A 17,832-nucleotide genomic window follows, 5' to 3' on the forward strand; every position below is an offset into this window, starting at 1 on the left:
TGAATCCCATGCGCGTGCTCTTCACCTCCTGGGCCTGGCCGACGCACTTCTACCCGATGATCCCGCTGGCCTGGGCGTTCAGGACCGCCGGGCACGACGTGCTGGTGGCCACTCAGCCGGCCATGACCGAGGCGGTCACCCGGGCCGGGCTGCCGGTCTCCGCCGTGGGTCACAGCCGGGACGTCGGAGCCGCCATTCGCGACGTCGGCGGGCCGCGGCGGCCAGGCACCCGGTCCAGCGGCCCGGCCGACCTGCGCCACCTCAGATCGCTGAACTCCCGGCTCTACGTACGCCTGGCCGAGGAGATGATCCCCGGCACCCTCGCGCTCGCCCGGGCATGGCGGCCCGACCTGGTGGTGTTCGAGCCCACCACGTACGCGGGCCCGGTCGCCGCCGCCGACCTCGGCGTGCCCGCCGTACGGCATCTGTGGGGGGTCGACTTTCCCTACCTGCTGCGCGAGTTCGACGATGAGGCCCTCGCCCCGTTGCGCGCGCGTTTCGACCTGGACCCGCTGGAGACGACGGGGGCGATCACCGTGGACGTGTGCCCCGAGCGGATGCAGGTGCCGCCGAGCCCGGATGTGCCGGTCACCGTGGAGCGGCTGCGGGCCCGCTACCTGCCCTACAACGGCGCCGCCGTCATGCCCGGCTGGCTGCTGACGCCGCCCGGCAGGCCCCGGATCTGCGTCACAGGCGGGACGTCATGGATCCACATGACCTCCGGCTCCCTCACCGGCGCGATCGTTGAGGCCGCGGCCAAGCTCGATGTCGAGATCGTCGCCGCCGTCACGGCCGAGGCCGCGCGTGACATGGGCCCGCTGCCGGGCAATGTCCGCCTCGTCGACGGCCTCGCCCTGCACCTGCTGCTCCCCAGTTGCGCGGCCTTCGTCTCGCAGGGCGGCATGGGCAGCGTCATGACCGCCCTGGCGTACGGGGTGCCCCAGCTCGTGGCCCCCCAGGTGGGCGACCAGGCGCTGAACGCGGAACGGCTGGCCTCGACGGGCGCCGGCCGCGTGGTGCTCCCGCACGAAGCCGACCCCGACACCCTCAGGTCCCATCTGGCCGAACTCCTGGAGACCCCCGGGTACGGCGAAGCCGCCGCGACCCTCCGTGCCGAGTCGGAGGCGCAGGCGGCGCCCGCGCGCGTGGTGGCCGAGCTGGAGTCGCTGATCGGGCCACGGGTCCGGGCGCGCCGGGCGGCGGGCTCGGCGAAGCGAACCGTGAGTACGGTGAGCACCGCGAACACCGTGCCCTCCGTACGCGCGATGCCCGCGCGGCCGCCCGCCAGGAGCCTGCGGGTGCTGTTCACGCCCGGGTACGGCGGCCCGGGCCCGGCCAGGGCGCTGGTTCCCCTGGCGTGGGCGTTCAGGCTCGCCGGGCACGAGGTGCGCTTCGCGGCCACCCCCGCGATGGAGCGGGAGGCGGGCGACGCCGGTCTCGCCTCGGTGGCCGTCGGAGAACCGGCCGATGTGGGAGCCGCGCTGCGCGCGCAGCTGCCGGCGGCCGACGAGTGCGCGGCTCTTGTCACCGCCCAGTACCACGCGGGGTACGGTCCAGCCCTGTATCTCGCGAAGGAACTGGCCGACCCGTCAGGCGAGCTGACGCCGTGGGCGTTGTCCTACCGGGACGCACTGGTCGGCTCGGTCGAGCGGGGGCTGCGGCTGGCCGGTCCCGCGATCGGGCAGACTCTGGAGTTCGCCCGGTGCTGGCGGCCCGACCTGGTGGTCTTCGGCCCGCGCGGCTACGCGGGCCCGCTGGTGGCGCGGGTGCTCGGGGTGCCGGCCGTACGGCACCTGCCGGGCATGGACTTCGGCTGGATCACCCAGGCCGTGGAGGCGGCGGCGCTGGAGCCGCTGTGGGCCCGACACGGCCTGGCGGACGCCGACATGTCGGGTACCGTCACGATCGACCCCTGCCCGACAGGCATGCAGGCCCTTGACGGGTCGCCACGGCTGCCCGTGCGCTTCGTTCCTCACAGCGGAGCGCCGGGACCGCTGCCCGCCGGGGCCGGGCGCGTCTGCGTGGCGATGGGCGCCGAGAGCTGGTGGCTGCCTGAGCAGCAGGCCGTGACCGGCCTGGTCACCGCGGCGCTGGAGGGCGCGGCGGAGGTCTCGGGCACTGTGGAGGTCACGGTGGAGGTCACGGGGGAGTCCCCGTCCCTCGCGGAGGCGCTGCGCGGCTGCGACGTCCTGGTGACGGCGGGGGATGACGCGAGTCTGCTGACGACGGTCACCGCCGGCGTGCCCGCCCTGGTCCTGCCGCAGTTGCCCGACCACGCCTGGCGGGCGCACCAGTTCGCGGCCACCGGAGCCGGGCTTGTCGTCCCGCCGGCCGAGCTCACGGCCGACCGGGTGCGGGCGGCCGTGGCCGAGCTCCTGGCGGGCACCGGGCACCGGGCACCGCTCAGGCACCTGGGGCGGGAGATGGCGGGGCGGCCGACGTACCACGACGTCGTGGCCGGGCTGCCGGGCATCCTCGGCTTGGCCGAGCGGGTGGCGTGAGCCGTACTCGACCCCAGCTTGAGGGCCGCGGCGGATGCTGGCGGCAGATCGCGACGTCTGGAGGTGCTTGTGCGGGTTCTGTTCGCCTCGTGGGCGTGGCCTTCGCACTTCTATCCGATGGTCCCGCTGGCATGGGCGTTCCAGGCAGGGGGACACCAGGTCAGGGTGGCCAGCCAGCCGAGCCTGTTGCCGCTCATCGTCAAGACGGGGTTGCCGGCCGTCGCCGTGGGGCACGACGTGGACGGCTCGGACATCATGCGGCGGTTCATGAGCCGTCCCGCCGCGCAGGGACAGCCACTCGACATGAGCCGCGATGAGCGGGGCGCGCCCCGCAAGCGCCGCCCGCTGGCGCTCTATGAGCGCATGGCCGACGCCATGCTGCCGGACCTGCTCGACCTTGCCGGGGCCTGGCAGCCGGACCTCATCGTGCACGAGCCCACCACGTACGCGGCCCCGCTCGTCGCCGCGGCGCTGGGCATCGTCAACGTACGGCACCTGTGGGGCGTGGACTTCCAGTACCAGGCGCGGCAGTTCGAGCTCGAGGTGTTCGACCCGCACCGCGAGCGGCTGGGCGTCGACACCTTCGCCCCGCAGGGCGTGGTGACGGTCGACCCCTGCCCGGCAGGCCTGCAGATTCCCACCGACTGCCCGACTCTGCCGGTCGGCTACCTCCCCTACAACGGCAGCGGCGTCATGCCCCGCTGGCTGCTCGATCCGCCGGATCGGCGCAGAGTCTGTGTCACCTGGGGGACCACGATGGGCACCTTCGCCGCCGGGCGGAGCGGGATCGCGCAGGTTCTGGACGCGCTGAGTGACGCCGACATCGAGGTGGTGGCGGCGGTCTCCGAGCGCGACCGGCAGGCGCTCGGTACGGTCCCCGCCAACGTCAGGGTCGTCGAGATGCTCCCGCTCCACCTGCTGCTGCCCACCTGCGACCTGCTGGTCACGCAGGGCGGCTCTGGGACGGTGATGACCTCGGCGGTCGCGGGCGTCCCGATGGTGGTCGTGCCGCAACTACCCGACCAGACCCTGAACGCGCAGCGGATCGCGGCGGCGGGCGCGGGCGTCCACCTGCCGCCCGAGGCACGAGAGCCGGCCGACATCCGCGCCGCCGTGGAAAAGACGCTCAGTGAGCCGGGGCACGCGGCGGCGGCGCGCGAGTTGCGCGGGGAGAACCGGCGGCGGCCCGGGCCCGCCGAAGTCGCCGCGCACCTGCAGGGGACCGTGCACCTGCAGGGGACCGCGCACTTGCAGGGGACCGCGCACTTGCCGGGGAAGGCCCACGAAAGGGACATGACATGAGGGTCCAGTTCATGACGTGGGGTTGGAAGACGCATTTCTTCCCGCTGGTGCCACTGGCCTGGGCCTTCCGCCTGGCCGGGCACGACGTGCGGGTGGTGAGCCAGCCCACGCTGATCCCCACGATCACCGAGGCCGGGCTGCCCGCGGTACCGGCGGGGCCCGCCCTCGACCAGGCCCTGCTGCAGCGCGGCTACCGCTACCTGGTCGCGGAGGAGGGGACTCGACCGCTGGAGTGGCCGGACCTGCGCAAGCACGGAATCTGGACGCTCGCGCCCTACCTGCGCATCGCCGAGGCCATGCTCGCCGACAGCCTGGACTTCACCCGGGCCTGGCGCCCCGACCTGATCGTGTACGAGGCCACCACCTACGCGGGCCCCATGGTCGCGGCCCTGCTGGACATCCCGGCCGTACGGCACGGCTGGGGGGTGGACTACAGCTACCTTTTCCACGAGTTCGCGCACGAGGCCCTCGCTCCGCACCGGGCGGCACTGAAGCTGGACGCCATCGACACCCTGGGCGTGGCCACCGTGGACCCGTGCCCGCGCAGCATGCAGATCGGGCCGACCGAGCACGTGGACGCGGACGTACGGCGGTTGTGGATGCGCTACATCCCCTACAACGGCCCCGGCGTGGTGCCCGCCTGGCTGGCCGAGCCGCCCGAGCGACGCAGGATCTGCGTCACCTGGGGATATGTCGTCGGCAGCTTCTACCGCCGCTCCTTCCGTATCGGTGACGTCCTGCGGGCGCTCAAGGGCGTCGACGCCGAGATCGTCGCCGCGGTGCCGCCGGGTGCGCGCGAGGAGATCGGCCAGGTGCCCGAAGGGATGCGGGTGGTGGAGGGCGTGCCGCTGCAGCTCATCCTGCCGACCTGCGACCTGTTCGTCAGCCAGGGCGGTCTCGGCGGCATGATGACGGCCATGAGCTGCGGAATTCCGCAGCTCGTCCTGCCACCCGTGCCCGACCAGGTGCTGAACGCCCGGCAACTCGCCCGGACCGGGGCCGGCCGCTTCGCCTTCCTGGAGGAGACGGGGCCGGACAAGCTCGCCGGCCTGGTCGACGACCTCCTGGGCACCCCCGCCTACGGCCTGGCCGCCGGCCGCCTGCGCGCCGAGTCGGCCGCCCAGCCCACCCCGGACCTGGTGGCCCGCACGCTGACCGAACTCGCCTTCGCGGGGAGCACACGATGAGCGGGTCGCACGGGTCGAAGGCCAGGCCGGACGGGGACCGGGTCGAGGCGCCGGCCGGGTCGCACGGGCCGAAGGTCGGCTATCCGGATGGGGATCGGGTCGAAGTGCTGGTCGCCCGCGCGGCGGCCGGCCATCCCGACGCGCCCGCTCTGCGCTGGCGGGGCGCGCCGATTTCCTACGCCGCCCTGCTGGCGGCCGCGGAGCGGGTCGCAGCCGGTCTCGCCGTGCGCGGCGTGCGGCCGGGGGACGTGGTCGCGGTCCGGCTGTCACGCGGGCCCGAACTCGTGACCGTGCTGCTCGGGGTGCTGATCTGCGGCGCCACGTACGCCGCGGTGCCCGAGGACTGGCCGCTGCCCAGGTACCGGCAGCTCGCGGCGCGGGCGGGCGTCCGCGTGTGCGTCACGGGCGACCCCGAGGTACCGGGAGCGATCCAGCCGGCCACGCTGCTGACCGACGAGGGGCGGATACGCGCGGGGGAGCGCGGCGGGCCGGGTACGGAGGCCTGCTGCGTCTTCCTCACCTCCGGGAGCAGCGGCGAGCCGAAGGCCGTACTCGCGCCGCACAGAGGGGTGGTCAGAACCGCCTACGACCTGCCGCACATCCCCGAGGGCCCCATGGTCACCCTGCAGGCGGCCCCCGTGGCCTGGGACGTGTTCGCCCTGGAGCTGTGGGTGCCGTTGATCCGCGGCGGGACCTGTGTGCTGTACGAGGGATCGCATCTGTCGTCCCTGGAGATCAGGGCGGCACTGGCCGACGGTGTGACGTCGATGTGCGTGCCGTCGGCGGTGCTCAACACGCTCGCCGAGGACGACCCCGGCTGCCTGGCCGGGTTGCGGCTGCTCGTGACAGGAGGCGAGCGCGCGTCGGCCAAACACCTGGAGATCCTCCTGCGCCGCCACCCCGATCTGCGGATCGTGAACGCCTACGGGCCCGTCGAGAACACCATCACCACGACCCGGTGGGAGCTGGCCGGCCCGGAGCGGCCCCCGGAGATCCCGATCGGCACCCCCGCGGCCAACACCTCGGTGTACCTGCTCGACGACGAGCGCCGTCCGGTGCCGGACGGCCAGGTGGGGGAGATCGCGGCCGCGGGAGACGGCCTGGCACTCGGGTACGGCGGGGACCCGGAGCAGACGGCCAGGGCCTTCCCCACCCTGACACTCGACGGCGAACGCCATCGGGTCTACCTGACAGGAGACCTGGCTCGCCGCGACGAGCAGGGCCGCCTGGTCTTCGTCGGCCGCAGGGACAGGCAGGTCAAGATCCGCGGTGTCCGGGTCGAGCCGGAGGAGGTGGAGCGGGCGGCCGAGCGGATCCCCGGCATCACCAGGGTGAGCGTCGTCGCGGTCCCCGCCCCCGACGGCGCCGCACGCCTGGCGGTCTTCTACACGCCGGAACCGGGGGCCGAGATCACGCCCGACGCGCTCAGGGCGAGTCTGGCCGCCGTGCTCCCCTCGGGGTTCGTGCCCGACCTGGCGGTGCCGGTGGAGGCGTTGCCCATGTCGCCGAACGGCAAGGTCGACCAGGAGGCGCTCATCGCGCTGCTTCCTTCCATCGAACCCGTCACCGGGGGACCGTCGTCCGGACCACCGATTGGACCGCCGTCCGGACGTCCTTCCGGGACGCGGATGGGACCAGCGGGACCAGCGGTGGGATCAGCGGGACCGGTGCTAGGAACCGTGGGACCGGCGGTGGGAATCGTGTGCGCCGTGGCGGGGGACCTGCTGGACCGGCCCGTCGCTCCCGGCGACGACCTGTTCGAGGCGGGAGCCACTTCGCTGACCGCCATCCGGCTGGCGAACCGGCTGCTGGCCCTGTGCGCGCGCGAGATCACCGGTGCCGACGTGCTGGAACACCGGACGCCGAAGGCGCTGGCCGTGCTGCTGGACGGGCGGCCCGCCGTGGCCGCCGACGGCGCGGAGGAGATCGGCGAGCCGCGCGCGTGGCGGCCGGAGGAGCAGGAGCGGTGCGGCCCGCCGCACGTTCCCTTCCCCCAGTCGGGATTCTGGCACGCGGCGCAGGTCGCCCCCGAGCTGCACGAGACGATGCTGCCGATCCTGTACCGGCTGCGCGGCCCGCTCGACCTGGGGAAGCTGGGCGCGGCCCTGGACGCCGTGACGGCCAGGCACGAGGCGCTGCGGGTACGCTTCTCCGCGGGCGCGGCCGGCCCGGTGTCCGTGCTGCTGACGCCCGAGCAGACCGCGGGGCTGCTGGAACTGGACGACACGTCACGGGCCGGCGAGGACGCCCTGGCCGCGGCGCGGGCGTGGGCCCTGGCCCCTTTCCGCCTCGCGGCGGCCATCCCCATCCGAGCCAGGCTCTTCCCCTCGGCCGACGGGACCTGGCTGCTGGCCGTGACGGTCCACCACATCGCCTTCGACGAGTGGTCGGCTCAGGTGTTCTGCCGCGACCTCGCTCGCGCCTACAGCGCCCTGGCCGGCGGCGTGACGCCGTTCGACGGGCCGCCCCCGCTCTACTACCGCACCCTGGCCCGCCAGCGGTCCAGGGAGGAGCCGCGCAGGGCGGCAGCCGTACGATATTGGCGCGAGCTCGCCGATGGCGTCCGCGACATGCGCTTCCCCCGTACGGCCTGGCTGTCCATGCAGGGGCCCGCGGGCGAACTGCCCATACCGCTGCCCGCCGCCCTCGCCGAGGCTGCGGCCCGCGCGGGGACGGCGGCGGGCGGGACCGCCACCGCGGTCTACGCGGCGGCCTACGTGGAGACGTTGCGCGCCTACACAGGTACCCAGGACCTCGCGGTGACGACGCCCGTCTCCGGCAGGTCGCTGCCCGAGGCCGACGACGTCGTCGGCTGCTTCGCCTCCCTGGTGCCGCTGCGGCTGCCGCCTTCGGAGCGCGGGCCCGCCGCGCTCGTCGAGACCGCCGCCCGCCAGCTGCGCGCCGCGATGAGCTCCCCCATCCTGTCCGTGGACGAGCTCATGCCCGAGGTCCCCGCCGAGCACCGGCGGCACCCGCTGCTGCAGGCCTACCTGCAGGTCGAGGAGCTCGCCCCCGAGCGCGTTCTCGCCCTCGCCGACGACGTCCAGGCCGAGCTGATCGACGTGCCGCTGCGCAGCGTCATGGCCGAGGTGGCGCTGCACCTGCGCCCCGGCTCCGGCGGTCTGTTGCGCTACCGCCGCGACGCCGTGCCCGACGCGGACGCCGCCTGGCTCGCCGACCGGTGGCTCGCCGAGGTCCGCAGGATGACGGACACCTGAACGTCAAGCCCCCGACACAAGGAGTGCCCATGCACGACAGGCTCTTCCCGTTCGTCACCGCCGACCCCGGCGAGCCCGTTCCCGAATACGCGGAGCTGCGGGAGACGGAACCCGTCGCCAGGGTCACCCTGCCGACCGGGCATCGCGGGTGGCTGGTCACGCGTCATGAGGACGTGCGGGCGGTCTGCGGCGATCCCCGGTTCAGCAAGGAGCTGGCCACCGCGCCCGAGGCGCCCAGGCTGCTGCCGATCGCGCGCGGGTCCAGGTCGATCGTCAACCTGGACCCGCCCGCGCACACGCGGCTGCGGCGGCTGGTCGCCCAGGGCTTCAGCCGCCGCCGCACCGACGCTCTGCGCCCGCGTGTGACGGAGATCGCCGGGGATCTCGTCGACGCGATGACGGCCTGGGGCACCACGGCCGACGCCGTGGCGGCGCTCGCGCTGCCCCTGCCGGTCACCGTGATCTGCGAACTGCTCGGCGTGCCGGTGGACGACCAGGAGCGCTTCCGCGCCTGGAGCGACCGGCTGCTCAGCGTGCCCGGACCCGAGGTGAGCGCCGAGGAGACCGCCGAAGCCGGGATGAACCTGGCGGTCTACCTGGCGGGCCTCATCGAGGACAAGCGGGTGAACCCCGGTGACGACGTCCTGACCACCCTGGTCTCCGCTTACGAGGAGGGCGACCGGCTGAGCGAGGAGGAGCTGATCACCTTCGGCATGACGCTCCTCGTCGCCGGCTACCACACCACGACCAGCGCGATCGCCCACTCCCTGCTCCAGCTCCTCTCCCGGCCCGAGCGGTACGCGATGCTGGTTGCCAGGCCCGAGCTCGCCGAGCGGGCCGTGGAGGAACTGCTGCGTTACTCCCAGATCGCCAGTGGGTTCGGGGCGCTCAGGATCGCGACGGAGGACGTCGAGCTGGGCGGCGTCCGCATCCCGGCGGGTGACCCGGTCATCCCGCTCTTCACCTCGGCGAACAGGGATGAGAAGGTCTTTCCCGACGCGGGCACCCTCGACCTGGAGCGCGCCGACAATCCGCACCTGGCCTTCGGCGCCGGCATGCACTACTGCCTCGGCGCTCAGCTCGCCCGGGTGGAGCTGCGGGTCCTGCTGGAAGAGCTCGTACGGCGGCTGCCGACACTGGCGCTCGACGACCAAGAGGACGGGATCGAGTGGCTGACCGCCACCGCCTTCCCCCGACCGCTCAGCCTCCATGTCTCCTGGTAACCCGGACACGGGAAGGCCGCTGGGCATCGGTGTGCTCGGCGCGGCCGACATCGCCTGGCGGCGTACCATCCCCGCGATCCAGCGCTGCGACCGGCTCCGGCTGGTCGCCGTGGCCAGCCGCGCGCCGGAGCGGGCGGCGGCCTTCGCCGGCAGGTTCGGCTGCGAGCCTGTGACCGGCTACGAGCGGCTGCTGGAACGCGACGACGTGGAAGCGGTCTACATACCGCTGCCGAACGCGCTGCACGAGCAGTGGGCCGCCACCGCGCTGCGGGCGGGCAAGCACGTCCTGGTGGAGAAGTCGCTCAACGCCGACGCGGCCGGCGCGGCCGCGTTGGCGCGGACCGCCGCGGACGGCGGCCTGGCCTTCATGGAGAACTTCACCTTCCTCCACCACGGCCAGCACGACCGGGTCCGCGAACTGGTGGCCGAGGGCGCCATCGGGACGCCGCGTGCTTTCAGCGCCTCCTTCGGCATCCCGCCCGCCGACCTCTCGCTCATCAGGTACGACCCCGAGCTGGGCGGCGGGGCGCTCCTGGAGACCGGCACCTACACCGTGCGCGCCGCGCAGCTCTTCCTCGGTCCCGACGCCGAGGTGGCCGGCGCCGTCCTGCGGCATGACCCGCGGACCGGTGTGGACGTCGCGGGCTCGGCGCTGCTGGTCGACGGGCAGGGCGTCACCGCCCAGTGTGACTTCGGCTTCACCCACCTCTACCGCTGCACCTACGCGATCTGGGGAAGTGCGGGCCGCATCTCGCTGGACTGGGCGTTCACCCCGCCGCCCGAGGCGCGCCCGGTGCTCAGGCTGGAGCGGGCCGGCGTGCGGGAGGAACACGTGCTGCCCGCCGCCGACCAGTTCCTCGGCGCGCTCACCGCGTTCGCCGGGGCCTGCGCCGATCCGGTGAAGCATGAGGAGCACGGTGCCGCCGCGGTCCGCCAGGCGGCGCTGCTGGAATCGATCAAACGGCAGGCCCATGTCGTACCTCCTCAATGCCAGACACCCGCGCGACCGGATGGGAGACGGCCATGACCGAACCCGAGGTGCTGATCGTGGGAGGCGGTCCCGCCGGGCTGGCCTGCGCGGTCTTCCTCGCCCAGCGCGGGGTGGCGGTGACGCTCGCCGAACGGCACGAGGGCACGCTGATCCACCCCCGAGCCCGGACGATCAACCCGCGCACCGCCGAGTTGCTCCGTCAGGCCGGAATCGAGAACGAGGTGCTGGCCGCCCGTACCTACGTCGGCGAGATGGCGTCCGTGGCCATGCTCAAGGTGGAGACCCTCGCCGGGGCCGAGCTGCGGCGCACCGAGCAGCGGCCGCCCACCGACGCGGCCGGGGGAGAGCAGGTCAGCCCCAGCGGCTGGGGCATGATCGATCAGGATCGGCTGGAGATCCTGCTGCGCGCCCGCGCCGCCGAGCTCGGTGCCGACCTGAGGTTCGGCACCGCTCTGACCGGCTTCACCCAGGATGACGACGGGGTGACCGCCACGCTCGAGGACCTGGCGAGCGGGCGTGAGCGCGAGGTGCGGGCGCGCTACCTCGTCGGTGCCGACGGCCACCACAGCACGGTGCGCGCGCTCACGGGCATCGAGGTCGAAGGACCAGGAACGATCTCCGAGGTCCTCAGCATGGTCTTCGACGCGGACTTGACCGTACCCCTGCGCGGCAGGCACGATCCGGCACGCGAGACGTTCATCGCCTCCTGCCACTTCACCGTCCCCGCCGAGGGCACCGTCCTGTTCCCGCACGGCACCGACAATCGCTGGGTCTTCAACACCCCCGGCACGGGGCAGCCCGACGACGCCGCCTGCGTCGAGCTCGTACGGACCGCGATCGGCGTGCCCGAGCTGGAGGTCACCCTCGTCCCCCAGCTCGCCAACGGCGTCAAGGTCCTGACCTACAAGATCGCGGCGCAGGTGGCGAAGCGGTTCCGCGACGGCCGCGTCTTCCTCGCGGGCGACGCGGCGCACGTCATGCCGCCCACGGGGGCCTTCGGCGCGGGCACCGGTATCCAGGACGCGCACAACCTGGCCTGGAAGCTGCACGCCGTGCTGTCCGGGCAGGCGGGTCCCGCCCTGCTGGACAGCTATGAGGACGAGCGGCGCCCGGTGGCCGAGTTCACCCTCGGGCAGGCGCTGCTGCAGCTCCGCCAGCGGTCCGGCGTCCAGGTGGAGCACGGGGCCGAGCCGGTGGAGTACGACGCCGTCGTGTTCGGCTACCGCTACCTGTCAGGCGTGATCTGCGGAGCCGACCCCGGCGGCCCGGCCGCCGTGCCGCCCAGGGAGCTGACCGGCGCACCGGGCACGCGCGCGCCGCACCTGGCGGTGCGCCGGGCCGGGCACGAGATCTCCACCCTGGACCTGTACGGCCCGCGCCACGTCCTGCTCGCGGGGCCCCGGGGGGAGGCGTGGGCCCGCGTGGCGCGCGCCCATGACGTCGACGTCTACCTCGTCGGCACCGACCTGGAGGCGGATCCCGGGCAGTGGGCGGCGGCGCACGGCGTGACCGAGTCCGGCGCGCTGCTCGTCCGCCCCGACGGCTTCGTCGCCTGGCGGGCACCGGCGGACGGCGGCGGTGAGGGTGCCGCCGAGGCGGTGATCGCCGACGTGCTCGCGCGCGTCACCTGCCGGGCTCCAGCGATCCTCAAACGACAGTCGTGATCGACGGGATACCAATTCACCTATGAAGGCTCTGATCCTGGCAGGCGGGATTGGGACGCGATTGCGTCCCCTCAGCCACTCGATGCCTAAACAGCTCGTGCCGATCGCCAACAAGCCTGTCGTCTACCACGGTCTGGAGAACATTCGCAGGGCCGGGATAACCGACGTGGGAATCGTCGTAGGCGACCGCGGCCAACAGATCCGCGCGGAGGTGGGCGACGGCTCGCGCTTGGGCCTGCGCATCACCTACATCTCGCAGAGCGAGCCGCTGGGCCTGGCCCACTGCGTCCTCATCTCACGTGACTTCCTCGGTGACGACGACTTCGTCATGTACCTCGGCGACAACGTGCTGCTCGGGGAGATCTCCGACTTCGTGGAGGAGTTCCATGAGCATCGCCCGGCGGCCCAGGTCATCGTGACCAAGGTCACCGACCCATCGGCGTGCGGCATCGCCGAGATCGACGCCAACGGCACGGTCGTCGGCCTGGAGGAGAAGCCGCAGCGACCCAAGAGCGACCTGGCGCTGATGGGCGTCTACTTGTTCACCCCGGCCGTCCACGAGGCCGTCCAGAGCATCGGCATGGGCCGGCGCAACGAGTGGGAGATCACCGACGCCATCCAGTGGCTGGTCGAGCGGGGCAGAAAGGTCCGCGCCCAGGTGTTCTCCGGCTTCTGGCGCGACACGGGCCAGATCGAGGACCTGCTGGAGTGCAACCGGGCCCTGCTCGACGGCCTGGAGGGCAGCCTGGCCGGTGAGATCGATGCGCGCAGCCGCCTGTCGGGCCAGGTGGTGGTGGAGCGCGGCGTACGGATCCGCAGGTCCAAGATCGAGGGTCCGGTCATCATCGGCGCGGACAGCGTGATCGAGGACAGCGTGATCGGCCCGCACACCGCGCTCGGCTCCGGCTGCGCCGTACACGACGCCGGGATCAGGAACTCGATCGTCCTGGACGGCACCTCGGTCAGGGGCGTGCATGGGATCCACGCGTCGGTCATCGGCAGATCGTCGACCGTCGTCCCCTCGCCCGCCGACCCCCGGCGGCACCGCCTGATCGTCGGCGACCACACCTACGCGGAACTGGCGACGTGAACATCCTGGTCACCGGCGGTGCCGGCTTCATCGGGAGCCACTACGTCAGGAGCCTGCTGCGGGGAGACCGCGCCGGCTACGAGGGCGCCCGCGTCACCGTGCTGGACAAGCTGACCTACGCCGGCGACACCGCCAACCTGCCCATGGATCACCCGAGCCTGACGTTCGTGCGCGGCGATGTCTGCGACGAGGGCCTGCTGCTCGACCTGCTCCCGGGGCACGACGCGGTGGTCCACTTCGCCGCGGAGTCGCATGTGGACAGGTCGCTCGTCGCCGCCTCGGAGTTCGTGCGCACCAACGTGGCCGGAACCCAGACTCTGCTGCACTGCTGCCTGGCCGCGGGGGTCGCCAAGGTCGTGCACGTCTCCACCGACGAGGTGTACGGCTCGATCGCCGAGGGATCCTGGCGCGAGGACCATCTGCTGGAGCCCAACAGCCCCTACGCGGCGTCCAAGGCCGCCGCCGACATGATGGCCAGGGCCGCCTTCAGGACCCATGGCCTGGACGTGTCCATCACGCGATGCTCCAACAACTACGGCACGCACCAGTTCGTCGAGAAGGTCATTCCGCTGTTCGTTACCCGGCTGCTGGACGGGCGGGACGTCCCGCTCTACGGAGACGGCCGGAACGTGCGCGAGTGGCTGCACGTGGACGACCACTGCCGGGCTGTCCAGCTCGTACTCGAGCGGGGCCGCGCCGGTGAGATCTACAACGTCGGCGGCGGCGTCGAGCTCACCAACAGGGAGCTGACCGCCAAACTGCTCGACCTCTGCGGAGCCGACTGGAGCCGGGTGCGGGCCGTCACCGACCGCAAGGGGCACGACCTGAGGTATTCGGTCGACGCCACGAAGATCCACGAGGAGCTCGGCTTCACCCCCGGCATCGACTTCGACGCGGGCCTGGCCGAGGTCGTGCGCTGGTACGCGGACAACCACCAGTGGTGGGACACACGAGAGGAGCGGTTGGCACATGCTCGCTGAGTTCATGGCAGAGACGGGCCGGGCGGTACTGAAGGGGGTCCCGCCGGACGGCAGGGACTACTGGGCGGCGAGGTTCTGGGACAGGGACTCGGCCGAGCGGCACAGCATCCTGGCCGACGAGTTCCTGCTGCAGAAGGACACGATCGCCGGTTATCTGTCGACATATGGTGCGGAGGCGGAGCGGGCGCTTGAGTTCGCCTGCGGCACCGGCGAGTTCACCCGTCTGGTCGCCGAGCGGACGAAGGTGCGCGAGATCACCGCGCTGGACATCTCGGCCCAGGGCCTCGAGCTGGCCCGGGAGCGGGTCAAGCACGACGCGCTCCAGCTCTTGCTCGGCGACTTCTGGAAGGACAACGGGCTCAAGCCGGCCGACCTGGTGCTGTGCATCGACGCCATCCACCATCTCGGTGACGTGCGGCAGGTGCTGCGCAGGTTGAAGACCTTTGTAGAGCCCGGCGGGACCTTCGTCGGCAACGTGTGGATCGCCGACCACTTCCACGAGTTCCAGCGCAAGAGGTACGGCGCGCTCGAGCACTTCGGCAGGACCGCCCTGTTCTTGAGCACCGCCCTGCTGATCCGCGCCACGGGCGGGCGGGTGCGCACCGGCTCCTACCGTACGCAGCTCCTGCGCAGCGCGGAGGTCGAGAAGATCCTGGCCGAGGAGTTCTCCGAGGTCCTGGACGTCAAGGTCGAGCGCTACTTCATGGGCTTCGTCTGCCGCCCCTGACCGTCACGGAGTCCCATGGCAACCGCAGCTTTCCTGGCCTTCCCCGGCTACGGGCACATCATCCCCTCACTCCCGGTCGTCGCCGAGCTGGTCAGGCGCGGGGAGGTGGTGCACTACTTCGCGCTGGACTACTTCAGGCCGGCGATCGAAGCGACCGGCGCCGTCTTCCACACCTACGGCGACGACATGCCGCTGGAGGGCCTGGGCGGCGACGGTAACCCGCTTCGCCAGATCAACGCCTTCCTGAGCCTGGGCCGGTGGGTGCTCGAGCACACGCTGAAAGAGGTCCGCGCGCTCGAACTCGACTACATCGTCTACGACATCCTCAGCACGTGGGGCGGCCACATGGCGAGCATCCTCGGCGTCCCGGCCGCATGCTCGGTGCCGATCCTGCTGGTCAACCGGCGAATGGCCTACGCGCTGCCGCTGGAGGTGCTGCGGATCTTCGCCTGCCGGGTGGCCAACCCTGGACAGGTCGTACGCAACCGGATGCTGGCCAGGAGCATCCGGCGTGACTACGGCGTCGATCAGCCGCACGACTTCCGGGTCTTCACCAACCCGGGACCGCTCAACATCGTCTACAGCTCCAGGATGTTCCAACCCTACGCGGCCGCGCTGCCCGAGGACCGCTTCGTGTTCGTCGGGCCCGCTCTCCAGGCCAGGCCCGAGTTCTCCTTCCCCACCGACTGGCTGGACGGCAGGCCGCTGGTCTACGTCTCGCTGGGCACCGTCTTCAACGATCGCCCCGAGTTCTACCGGACCTGTATCGAGGCCTTCGGCGACCAGGATCTGCAGGTCGTCATCTCGGCCGGCCGCTCGATCGCGTCCTGGGACCTCGGGGCGATCCCGGACAACATCAGGGTCGAGGCGTTCGTCCCCCAGGTCGAGCTGTTGCGGCACGCCTCGCTGTTCATCACCCACGGCGGCACCAACAGCGTGTACGAGGCCCTGTCCTTCGGCGTACCCATGGTGGTGATCCCGCAGGACGCCGACCAGCCGTGGATGGCCAGGAGAGTGGCCAGGCTCGGCGCGGGACGGGTACTGACGAACCGGCGGCTCGACGCGCGCTCCCTGCGCCGTGCCGCCGCCGCCGTCATGGCGCGGCCCTCCTACGCCGAGGCCGCGGCCAGGGTCGGCGCGTCCCTGCACGAGGCGGGCGGCGCGCCGCGGGCGGCCGACGAGATCCAGCGCCGGCTGCGGCCGATGAGACTGACCGCCAGATGAGGCGTCACGCGCGCGTGCGCCCGCCCGAGATCGAGCGCCAGATGAGGCAGCACGCGCGCGTGCGCCCGCCGGCCACCGCCGCACCGCGGAGAGAGGACAACGATGCGCGTTGAGAGCGTTCCCGTACTGATCGCGGGGGCGGGCCCCGTCGGGCTCGCGGCCACGGTCTTCCTGAGCCGCCACGGCATCAGACCCCTGCTCGTGGAGAAGCGTCCCGGCACGTCCGTGCTCCCCCGAGCCCCGGGCATTCAGGCCAGGACCATGGAGATCTTCCGCGCGGCCGGCCTCGAGCCCGGCATCCGCGCGCTGGAGATGGACGACTCCCTCGCCTATTTCGAGGGCGGCATCCTGCGCACCCGCACGCTCGCGGAGATCGCCGACGCCCAGGTCATCGAGGCCCCCACCTTGTACGGCGAGACCATCAGCCCGGTCACCGCCATGGGCTGCGGCCAGGACCGCTACGAGACCGTGCTGCTGGCCGCGGCCAGGGAGCAGGGCGCCGAGGCTCGGTTCGGCACCAGGCTCGTCGGGTTCGAGCAGGACGAGGACGGCGTCCTGGTCACCCTCCAGAACGCCGAGGAGCGCTATCAGGTACGCACGCGCTACCTCGTGGGCGCCGACGGCTCGCGCAGCGACGTCCGCGCGGCACTCGGCCTGGAGACCCGAGGCAGAGGCGCGGTGTTCAACGCGCTGAGCATCTACTTCCGGGCGCCGGAACTGGAAGGGCTCATGGGCGGCCGCAGGTTCATTCTCTGCTACACCACCGCCTCCACCACGCCCGTCGCGCTGTCGCGGCTGCACGGCTGCGACCCGTGGGTGGCGGCCGCCATCTACGATCCCGAAGCGGGTGAGTCGGTCGCCGACTTCACCCCTGAGCGCTGCGTGGCGCTGCTCCGGGAGGTGTCGGGCCGCCCCGATCTGGCGGTCGAGGTGGTTGACCGGGTCCCCTGGGAGGGCGCGCAGCGGATCGCGGAGCGCTTCGGCACGGGGCGGGTGTTCCTGGCCGGGGACGCGGCCCACGTCCATCCGCCCGCCGGCGGTTTCGGTGCCAACACCGGCATCCACGACGCGCACAACCTGGCCTGGAAGCTCGCGGCCGTCCTGCAGGGCTGGGCGGGCCCCGGGCTGCTGGACACCTACGACGCCGAGCGCAGACCGCTGGGCACGGCCATGGCCGAGCAGGCGATGGTCCGCTTCCGTATCAGGCACGGCCGCGCACTGCCCGGCGACCGGCTCGTGGACGACATCATCGTCACCCTCGGCTACCGGTACGCCTCCACCGCGGTCCCCGGCGGTGTCGAGACCGAGCCGCTGTCACCCAGCTTGGAGCTGAACGGCGAGCCGGGTACGAGAGCCCCGCACGTGTGGCTGCGGCGCGGCGCCGAGCCCTTCTCCACACTCGACCTGTTCTCCGACGGGTTCGTCCTGCTCACGGGACCGGGCGGTGCGGCGTGGGCGGACGCGGCGACGCGGGTGGCCAAGGAACTGTCCGTGCCGCTGCGTGCCGTGGAGGTCGACGCCGCGGTCACCGCCGCCTACGGCATCGGCGACGGCGGCTGCGCGCTGGTCCGGCCGGACGCGTTCGTGGCCTGGCGCGCCGCGGGGCCCGCCGCGGACCCGAACGCCACTTTGCAGGAAATCATGACAAAGACTCTCTCCTGTGGCGAACCTCGTTATGATCATTCGGGTCTCGCGTCCGACCCCGTCCACCAGTGACAGGAGTGC

General features: G+C 72.4%; 12 protein-coding genes. All 12 read left to right on the forward strand.

Annotated features, from left to right (window positions below; translation table 11 throughout):
• The first annotated feature begins 8 nt into the window (after positions 1–8).
• The 12 genes from ACGFJ2_RS04605 to ACGFJ2_RS04660 all read left to right on the forward strand — a co-directional run bounded on the left by ACGFJ2_RS04605 (position 9) and on the right by ACGFJ2_RS04660 (position 17,823).
• Positions 9–2,501: a nucleotide disphospho-sugar-binding domain-containing protein gene (locus ACGFJ2_RS04605; protein WP_393464604.1), complete on the forward strand. Its 2,493-nt coding sequence runs from the start codon at positions 9–11 to the stop codon at positions 2,499–2,501.
• Between the two features lie 69 nt (positions 2,502–2,570).
• Positions 2,571–3,803 carry a nucleotide disphospho-sugar-binding domain-containing protein gene (locus ACGFJ2_RS04610; RefSeq protein WP_393464607.1) on the forward strand — a complete coding sequence of 411 codons (1,233 nt, stop codon included), beginning with the start codon at positions 2,571–2,573 and terminating at the stop codon, positions 3,801–3,803.
• Positions 3,800–4,990 carry a nucleotide disphospho-sugar-binding domain-containing protein gene (locus tag ACGFJ2_RS04615; protein ID WP_393464610.1) on the forward strand — a complete coding sequence of 397 codons (1,191 nt, stop codon included), beginning with the start codon at positions 3,800–3,802 and terminating at the stop codon, positions 4,988–4,990. Before ACGFJ2_RS04610 ends, ACGFJ2_RS04615 begins: the two co-directional genes overlap by 4 nt.
• Positions 4,987–8,208 carry an AMP-binding protein gene (locus tag ACGFJ2_RS04620; RefSeq protein ID WP_393464613.1) on the forward strand — a complete coding sequence of 1,074 codons (3,222 nt, stop codon included), beginning with the start codon at positions 4,987–4,989 and terminating at the stop codon, positions 8,206–8,208. Before ACGFJ2_RS04615 ends, ACGFJ2_RS04620 begins: the two co-directional genes overlap by 4 nt.
• A 29-nt stretch (positions 8,209–8,237) precedes the next feature.
• Positions 8,238–9,431 carry a cytochrome P450 gene (locus tag ACGFJ2_RS04625; RefSeq protein ID WP_357959349.1) on the forward strand — a complete coding sequence of 398 codons (1,194 nt, stop codon included), beginning with the start codon at positions 8,238–8,240 and terminating at the stop codon, positions 9,429–9,431.
• On the forward strand, positions 9,418–10,458 hold the full coding sequence (locus ACGFJ2_RS04630) for a Gfo/Idh/MocA family protein (protein WP_393464617.1): 1,041 nt from the start codon (positions 9,418–9,420) through the stop codon (positions 10,456–10,458). The genes ACGFJ2_RS04625 and ACGFJ2_RS04630 overlap by 14 nt, the downstream gene beginning before the upstream one ends.
• Positions 10,455–12,086, forward strand: a complete 1,632-nt coding sequence (locus ACGFJ2_RS04635; protein WP_393464620.1) for an FAD-dependent oxidoreductase — start codon at positions 10,455–10,457, stop codon at positions 12,084–12,086. Before ACGFJ2_RS04630 ends, ACGFJ2_RS04635 begins: the two co-directional genes overlap by 4 nt.
• A gap of 22 nt (positions 12,087–12,108) precedes the next feature.
• On the forward strand, positions 12,109–13,176 hold the full coding sequence (locus tag ACGFJ2_RS04640) for a glucose-1-phosphate thymidylyltransferase (protein ID WP_393464622.1): 1,068 nt from the start codon (positions 12,109–12,111) through the stop codon (positions 13,174–13,176).
• Positions 13,173–14,156 carry a dTDP-glucose 4,6-dehydratase gene (rfbB, locus tag ACGFJ2_RS04645; RefSeq protein ID WP_357959361.1) on the forward strand — a complete coding sequence of 328 codons (984 nt, stop codon included), beginning with the start codon at positions 13,173–13,175 and terminating at the stop codon, positions 14,154–14,156. Before ACGFJ2_RS04640 ends, rfbB begins: the two co-directional genes overlap by 4 nt.
• The gene (locus ACGFJ2_RS04650; protein ID WP_357959364.1) at positions 14,146–14,883 is read left to right on the forward strand and encodes a class I SAM-dependent methyltransferase; all 738 of its coding nucleotides are present in this window, start codon (positions 14,146–14,148) and stop codon (positions 14,881–14,883) included. Before rfbB ends, ACGFJ2_RS04650 begins: the two co-directional genes overlap by 11 nt.
• 15 nt (positions 14,884–14,898) lie before the next feature.
• Positions 14,899–16,107, forward strand: a complete 1,209-nt coding sequence (locus ACGFJ2_RS04655; RefSeq protein ID WP_393464627.1) for a macrolide family glycosyltransferase — start codon at positions 14,899–14,901, stop codon at positions 16,105–16,107.
• A gap of 102 nt (positions 16,108–16,209) precedes the next feature.
• Entirely contained in the window at positions 16,210–17,823 is a 1,614-nt protein-coding gene (locus ACGFJ2_RS04660; protein ID WP_358201236.1) for an FAD-dependent monooxygenase, read from the forward strand.
• The last annotated feature ends 9 nt before the right edge of the window (positions 17,824–17,832 follow it).

This window comes from Nonomuraea sp. NPDC049028 (genome assembly GCF_043197735.1).
In the GTDB taxonomy this organism is placed as follows: domain Bacteria; phylum Actinomycetota; class Actinomycetes; order Streptosporangiales; family Streptosporangiaceae; genus Nonomuraea.